The following is a 6183-nucleotide window of genomic DNA, read 5'->3' as shown; positions in this document are numbered from 1 at the left end:
CACGTCTTCAACCGGCATCAGGAAGGGCTGATCCACGGCGCGCGCAGGGGTCGGGATGTAGGTGTCGACCTCTTCCATCAGCTTGCGGATCGAGTTCTCGCCGATTTCCTCGTCACGGCCTTCCAGAGCGGCCAGGGCCGAACCGGGCACAACCGGGATGTCGTCGCCGGGATATTCGTAATCGCTCAGCAACTCGCGGATTTCCATTTCCACCAGTTCCAGCAGCTCTTCGTCGTCAACCTGGTCAACCTTGTTCATGTAGACGACCATGTGGGGGATGCCCACCTGGCGGCCCAGCAGGATGTGCTCGCGGGTCTGGGGCATCGGGCCGTCCGCGGCGTTCACAACCAGGATCGCGCCGTCCATCTGGGCGGCACCGGTGATCATGTTCTTGACGTAGTCGGCGTGGCCGGGGCAGTCGACATGCGCATAGTGACGCGCGTCGGTTTCGTATTCCACGTGGGCCGTCGAGATGGTGATCCCGCGGGCTTTTTCCTCGGGCGCGCCGTCAATCTGGTCATAGGCCTTGAAATCACCGAAATACTTCGTGATCGCAGCCGTCAGCGTCGTCTTGCCGTGGTCAACATGCCCAATCGTGCCGATGTTCACATGCGGCTTTGAGCGATCAAACTTTTCCTTTGCCATGATAGTGGCTCCTCTTTCTTTGTCTGGGCGGAATTCGTGTCTGCATTGTCAGTTGCTGTTTTGGGCTGCCTCTTTGTCGTAGGCTTCAGCAGCCTCTTTTCCGGCGCGTGCCACCGCTTGCTCGCATGCTAAACGGGCGCAATGCGTACGATACTTTCGCTCGGCCCGAAGTTCGGCACGACGGATCGCGGCATCTCGATCAGAGCTTTGAGTTGCGTTGGACTGCGAAGCCTCGGTGGTGGTTTGCGTCGTCGAATTGGAGGTTTTGTCCGCATCGCCAAACAACAGCCGCTCCACATCCGACACAAATCCTGCAACCGTGCTACGATAGTCATCATCTACCTGCTTGGTCAGCGCCACACCAATTAGCCCGCCAGGCGCATAGTTGCCCTTTGCGGTCCCCGCAATTTGAGTAGGTTCAAGCACCAGTTCGCCGGTTCTTGCATCCGTGACATTTATAATGCCCATGATGGTACTCACGCCACCTACTAAAAACGACTGCCCAGGCGAAACCAAATTCACAGAAGTGATCGACACCTTCAAATCCACAGGGGTTTCACCGCGACTACGAGCGCGCAACTTGTTGGTCAGATTTGCATCGATGTCCCTTGCAACTTTGCTTGGGGAAATCTCATTAACACGGCCTCGCACACCCTTTTTGAGCTGCACCGTATCGACGCTGACATCGCGCACGTTAAACGTATTGGCAGCGCCTTCTTCAAGAAGCTGAGTGTTCATGCAGCCGCAAAGTAACAAAGCAGCCAGAAGAACCCCGAATGGGCGAGGATTGAACATGTTAACCACTCCTTATTGTATCAACCCAGCCTGAATTCGAGCGAGATTTTGGCGCGCATCTAGGCAGAACAGCCACGGAAATCAAGCAAATCATGCATCTCCCCTGTGGTATCCGCGTCCTATCCTATTCCGTGGCGGGGGCCAGGGCGATATCAGGCTCGACAACGACGTCTTCGATCGCAGCGGCTTGCTCGGCGGGAGTCAATTCCTGATCCGCGGCCTGATCGACAGGTGTGTCCGTTGTGTCATCGGTTTCCTCGGTCAAAGCGGGCGTTTCGGCCGCCGCCGGTTCATCCGTTTCGGCGTCAGCGGATTCGAGCGCAGCGTCGGCATCTGCCTTGGCCTTCAGAGTCTCTTCTTCAGCCGCGATTTCGGCCGCGCTGCGCGGTTTGCCATCTGCCTCGAACCAGCCATTCTTGGCGTTTTCACGCACCAGCCAATTCTGGACCAGCTTGGCCGCGTTGCGGCTGAGGTTTCCCATCTGCTTCTCTTTAGACTGTGTCAGGCCTGACCCCAGCACCGTATTGGTCGAAAAACTCTCGATGACAGTAATCTGCTCGGGTTCTTCATTCAGTTTCTTGCCCGCAGCGTCATCCCAAACCGTGACCCTCAGGATCAACGCCGATTTCGGAGCGGCCACAATTGGCACACCGGTTACCGCAAGCACATATCCTTCAACGCTGATACCAAGGTGATAAAGCTTGTCGCCATCCTGCGGGCCAAAGCGTTCGTCAATGGCCAGTTTCATCGACTCGATCCATTCTTCCTTGGTCGCATCCCGCGAGGCGGGGCCCTTGGTCAGATTGGGGGCCACCACAACGTTATGGCCAAGACTGAAATTGCCCAGATAAACGGGTCCTTTATCCAGATCGTTCGGATTGGTACAAGCGGCCAGCATCAGGCCCGCCATCAGAAACGCAAAAAAACGGTGCATCATGTCCCCCTCAGGATTGTGCTGCGAGACCGGATAACGAAAACCACAGGCCTGCGCAACGATTTGCCGAGCCTCCACACAAGCCCTATCTAATCAGTGGAAAATAGGAGACATCCCATGGCGCCCACATCCCCCCCGGTTTTCGTGCCGCTTGTGACCGAACCCATGGGCATCTGGGCCAGCCTGCAGGCATCGCGGCGCAACCTGCTGAGCATCATTCCCCGGATTGCCGTTAAGCAGCCCATGGTGTCCGGACGGACGGGCAAGCGGTGGCATATGGTCATGGATCCTGGCGCGATCCGGAAAATGCTGCTGGAGAACCTGGATAACTACCCGAAATCGCTTGTTACCAAGAACCTGTTACGGCCAGCGATTGGGGATTCCCTGTTTATTGCCGAAGGCGCGCATTGGCGTTGGCAGCGCCGCGCGGCCGCACCGGTGTTTTCACATCGCAACGTCACCAACCTGGCGCCGATCATGTCGGCAGCGGCCGAGCGGAGTTGCCAGCGGATTGCTGCCGCTGGCCCGCGCGCAATTGATATGGCCGATGACATGGTGCGCACCACTTTTGACGTGATCAGCGAGGTCACGTTTTCTGGTGAAGGCGGGATGGAGGCCGAAGCGGTGCACAAGGCCATCGACGCCTATATCGCGGATGCGGGCAAGATCTCCCTGTTCGATATACTGGGCTTTCCCGATTGGGTGCCGCGCCCGGGCCGGGTGTTTTCCGGTCAAGGCGTCAAGACGATGAAAAAGGTCGCTGACGAGGCGGTTGAGGAACGACGCGCGCGCGGATCGAAAGATATACCTGATCTGCTGGATCTGCTGCTGGCCGGGGAAGACCCCGAAACCAAACGCACCATGAACACGGCCGAGCTGCGCGACAACCTTCTGACCTTCATCGTCGCCGGGCACGAGACAACCGCGCTGACATTGGCGTGGTCGCTTTACCTTTGTGCCTATGATCAGGACGTACAGGACAAGGCCCGCGCCGAGGCGCAATCGGTCTTGCAAGGCCGTGTTGCGACCGGCGAGGACGTGACCGACCTGCCCTATATCCGGATGATCGCGGATGAGGCACTGCGCCTCTATCCTCCGGCGGCGATGGTCTCGCGCACGGCGATGGTCGACGACACGCTGTGCGGCCGCGAGGTGCGCGCGGGCGACACAGTGATCATCCCGATCTATGCGCTCCATCGCAGCGAACTCCTTTGGAAAGACCCCGATATGTTCCGCCCGGAACGCTTTGCCGACCGCAAGGCGATTGAACGCTATGCCTACCTGCCCTTCGGGGATGGGCCGCGTATCTGCATCGGGGCCAGCTTTGCGCTGCAGGAGGCGGTGATCATTCTGGCGACGTTGTTTTCCCGGTTCCGGTTCAAGCCCGTCGCAGGACGTGATCCCGATCCCGTTCTGATCCTGACCTTGCGGCCCGAGGGAGGCGTTTGGCTGGAGGCCGAAGCCGTTTGAGGTGCTGCCAAAAGACCGCTTTATGCCAACAGTAAACCCGGCCCGGTTGACAGGCCTCAGGCCTTTCACAAAAAACTTTGCGGGTCGATATCGACGGACAGGCGCGTCTGGTTTGGCACCCGCACCTGCGCAACCCATGCGGCCAAAGCGTTTTGCAGGGCGACTCCTTTGGGCGCTTTGACCAGAAGGCGCACGCGATGGCGGCCCCGAATTCGGGCGATGGGGGCCGGGGCCGGGCCAAAGACCTGCGCGCCAACCTGGCGCAGGGGGGCATCGCGTTGGGCCAGAGCATTGCCCAGATCATGCACCTGTTGCAGGTCAGGCGAGGAAAGGATGATCCCGGCCATCCGCCCATAGGGGGGCACACCGGCCTGGCGGCGTTCCTCGGCCTCGGCACTCCAGAAGCCTTCTTCGTCGCCTGACAGGATGGCGCGGATCACCGGATGTTCAGGCTGGAAGGTTTGCAATAACGCGGTGCCGGGTTTGTCGGCCCGTCCTGCGCGACCGGCAACTTGGCGCATAAGTTGAAACGTGCGTTCCGCCGCGCGCAGGTCGGACCCTTGCAGGCCCAGGTCGGCATCAATCACCCCCACGAGCGTGAGAAGGGGGAAATTATGCCCCTTAGCCACCAATTGCGTGCCGATGATGATATCCGCGCCACCCTCGGCGATCTCGACAATCTGATCCTTCAGGGCACGCGCCGAGCCGAAGAGATCGGACGAAAGCGTGGCAATCCGCGCGTCGGGAAACAGCGCCTCAGCCTCTTCGCTGAGGCGTTCCACACCGGGACCCACGGCGGCCAGACGATCCACCGCCTCGCAAGACGGGCAGGTCTCGGGCATCGGTTTGCTTTCGCCACATTGATGGCAGACCAGCCGTTTCAGGAACCGGTGTTCCACCATCCGCGCATCGCAATGATCACAGCCGATCTGATGCCCGCAGGCCCGACAGAGCGTGGTGGGCGCATAGCCGCGACGATTGAGGAACAGCAACGATTGTTCGCCCTTGGCCATGCGCGCCCTCACCTGAGCGGCCAGACTGGGCGAGATCCAGCGGTTCGACGGCAGGGTTTCCCCGCGCATATCAATCGCGCCCAACGTGGGCATCACCGCCTTGCCGAAGCGATTGGGCAGGTCGAGGCGGATGTATTTGCCCGCCTCGGCATTGCTCCAGCTTTCCAAAGACGGTGTGGCCGAGGCCAGAACCACCTGCGCGCCACAGATCGAGGCACGCAGCACCGCCATGTCGCGGGCATTATAAAGCACGCCGTCTTCCTGTTTGTAGGAACTGTCATGTTCCTCATCGACAACGATCAGGCCGAGATTCTGAAACGGCAGAAATAGGGAAGAACGCGCGCCAACCACCAGCTGCGCCCCGCCCTGCCCCGCCATTTTCCAGATGCGGCGGCGTTCGGTCATGGTGACGCCCGAATGCCATTCGGCGGGGCGGGTGCCAAACCGGGCCTCGACCCGCGTCAGGAATTCCGCCGTCAGCGCGATTTCGGGCAACAGCACCAGCGCCTGCCGCCCCTGACGCAGGGTTTCGGCGACAGCCTCAAGATAAACCTCGGTCTTGCCCGAGCCGGTGACGCCGCGCAGCAGGGTGGTGGAATAACCTTGCGTCTTGGCCGCCGCGGCCAGTTGCGACACGGCGCGGGTTTGATCCTCGGTCAGGTCTTTGCCTGCTTTTGCGGGGTCGAGCTGCGGGTAAGGCAGATCGCGCGGCGCGTCTTCTTCGGCAACGACGCCCTGTTTCACGAGGCCTTTAACCACGGAAGAGGTAACGCCGGCCTGTTCGCTGAGCTCTTTCAGGGTGAAAGCCAGCCCGCCATAGTCGTTCAGGACCTCAAGCACCTTGCGCCGCGCGGCGGTATCACGATCAGGCGCGCCCTGTCCCAGCCGATAAATCTTGCGCATGGACGGCGGATCGCCCAGGCCCGGCGCGCGGGTAGCAAGGCGCAGCATCGCAGGCAGGGGCGTCAACGTGTATTCGCCCGCGCGGATCAGAAAACTTTGCATTTCCTCGCGCATGGGAGGGACATCCAGCACCCGGATAATGCTGCGCGCCTTGGACAGGTCGAACCCACCGATTCCCGGCCCCCAGACCACGCCAATCACCTTTCGCGGGCCCAACGGCACCTCGACAAACCCGCCCAGATGGCACCCGCCTTCGGGGGCCTTATAATCCAACGTGCTCTCAAGGGGCTGCGTGGTCAGCACGGCCACCAGATCGCCTTCGTTGAAAAAGGACTGGGTCACGGGGCAGCGGCTCCTTCATCAGGGGTTTCGGCATCGGCCCTCATGGGGTAAACGCTTGGACGACAAACGCCAACCCGAGCA

The 6183-nt window shown here is 60.5% G+C and carries 5 protein-coding genes; 1 reads left to right on the top strand and 4 read right to left on the bottom strand.

Annotated elements, in window-relative coordinates; translation table 11 throughout:
• From V6N02_RS20350 to V6N02_RS20340, 3 genes are all read right to left on the bottom strand, one after another.
• Positions 1-645: GTP-binding protein (locus V6N02_RS20350; RefSeq protein ID WP_371228871.1), on the bottom strand; the 645-nt coding region annotated here is incomplete at its 3' end.
• 48 nt (positions 646-693) lie between these two features.
• On the bottom strand, positions 694-1440 hold the full coding sequence (locus tag V6N02_RS20345; RefSeq protein WP_371228868.1) for a hypothetical protein: 747 nt from the start codon (positions 1438-1440) through the stop codon (positions 694-696).
• Between the two features lie 124 nt (positions 1441-1564).
• Complete coding sequence (locus tag V6N02_RS20340; protein ID WP_371228865.1) at positions 1565-2374, bottom strand: hypothetical protein; 810 nt, start codon at positions 2372-2374, stop codon at positions 1565-1567.
• Between the two features lie 117 nt (positions 2375-2491).
• On the opposite strand from V6N02_RS20340, the gene V6N02_RS20335 reads away from it, so the two are divergent.
• On the top strand, positions 2492-3844 hold the full coding sequence (locus V6N02_RS20335) for a cytochrome P450 (RefSeq protein ID WP_371228862.1): 1353 nt from the start codon (positions 2492-2494) through the stop codon (positions 3842-3844).
• 65 nt (positions 3845-3909) lie between these two features.
• Here V6N02_RS20335 and V6N02_RS20330 read toward each other — a convergent pair whose 3' ends face one another.
• Positions 3910-6102, bottom strand: a complete 2193-nt coding sequence (locus V6N02_RS20330; protein ID WP_371228859.1) for a primosomal protein N' — start codon at positions 6100-6102, stop codon at positions 3910-3912.
• Between the last annotated feature and the right edge of the window lie 81 nt (positions 6103-6183).

Origin of the sequence: Roseovarius conchicola, from assembly GCF_041403425.1 — a bacterium.
GTDB classification, from domain to species: domain Bacteria; phylum Pseudomonadota; class Alphaproteobacteria; order Rhodobacterales; family Rhodobacteraceae; genus Roseovarius; species Roseovarius conchicola.
Note: the sequence above shows the minus strand (reverse complement) of the source record. Positions and strands in the feature narration are given on the sequence as shown.

Excerpts from the sequence above, each read along its gene's own strand:
- V6N02_RS20345 (WP_371228868.1), bottom strand. The coding sequence starts at position 1,440 with ATGTTCAATCCTCGCCCATTCGGGGTTCTTCTGGCTGCTTTGTTACTT.
- V6N02_RS20340 (WP_371228865.1), bottom strand. The coding sequence starts at position 2,374 with ATGCACCGTTTTTTTGCGTTTCTGATGGCGGGCCTGATGCTGGCCGCT.
- V6N02_RS20335 (WP_371228862.1), top strand. The coding sequence starts at position 2,492 with ATGGCGCCCACATCCCCCCCGGTTTTCGTGCCGCTTGTGACCGAACCC.